Annotated in this window: 1 protein-coding gene; it reads left to right on the top strand. The window is 73.4% G+C overall.

The genetic code is table 11. The features are described from left to right. The coding region (locus tag DQW06_RS04450; RefSeq protein ID WP_117198006.1) for an AAA family ATPase at positions 1-885 on the top strand (885 nt) is incomplete at both ends.

Raw genomic sequence — 885 nt, 5'->3', positions numbered from 1 at the left:
GACCGGGCGCTGGGCGGCGTGCTGTTCGTGGACGAGGCCTACTCCCTGGTCAACGAGGGCGACGGCCAGGCCGACCGGTTCGGCAACGAGGCCGTGCAGACCCTGCTCAAGCGCGCCGAGGACGACCGCGACCAGCTCGTCGTCGTCCTGGCCGGGTACGAGAAGGAGATGGACGCCTTCCTGGCCTCCAACCCCGGTCTGGCCTCGCGCTTCGCCACCCGCATCAGCTTCCCCAGCTACACCGCCGACGAGCTGTTCCGCATCGCCGAGTCCCTCGTCCACCAGCGCGGCGACATCCTCGACGGGGAAGCCGCCCAGGCGCTGCGGCGAAGGTTCGACCAGGTGGTCCAGCGCGAGGTGGTCGACGAGCTCGGCAACGGCCGCTTCGCCCGCTCGGTGGTGGAGAAGGCCGCCCAGGCCCGCGACGTGCGCGTGGTCACCGCCGGGGTGGACGGCGCCGAGCCCGCGCCCCGGCCCGAGGCCGAGGACCTCATCACCGTCCGCGCCTCGGACGTGGAGGCCGCCCACCGGGAGCTGACCTCGCGCCTGCCCGGTTTCGGGGAGGCGCCCGGCATCGGGGAGGCACTGGCCGAGCTGGACGCCATGATCGGTCTGGAGCCGGTCAAGGAGCAGGTCCGCTCCATCGTGGCCCAGCTGCGGGTGGCCAAGCTCCGCGAGGAGCAGGGGCTGCTCAACCAGGCGCCCATGCGGCACTTCGTGTTCTCCGGTCCGCCCGGTACCGGCAAGACCACCGTCGCCCGCGTGCTCGGCCGGGTCTTCGCGGCGCTGGGACTGCTCGGCCGCGCCGACGTGGTCGAGGCCCAGCGCGCCGACCTGGTCGGCGAGCACCTGGGCGCCACGGCGGTCAAGACCAACCGGCTCGTG

The organism is Nocardiopsis sp. TNDT3, assembly GCF_003427465.1.
Classification (GTDB): domain Bacteria; phylum Actinomycetota; class Actinomycetes; order Streptosporangiales; family Streptosporangiaceae; genus Nocardiopsis; species Nocardiopsis dassonvillei.
The sequence above is the reverse complement of the archived record's forward strand: the minus strand, read 5'-3'. Positions and strand labels throughout refer to the sequence as shown.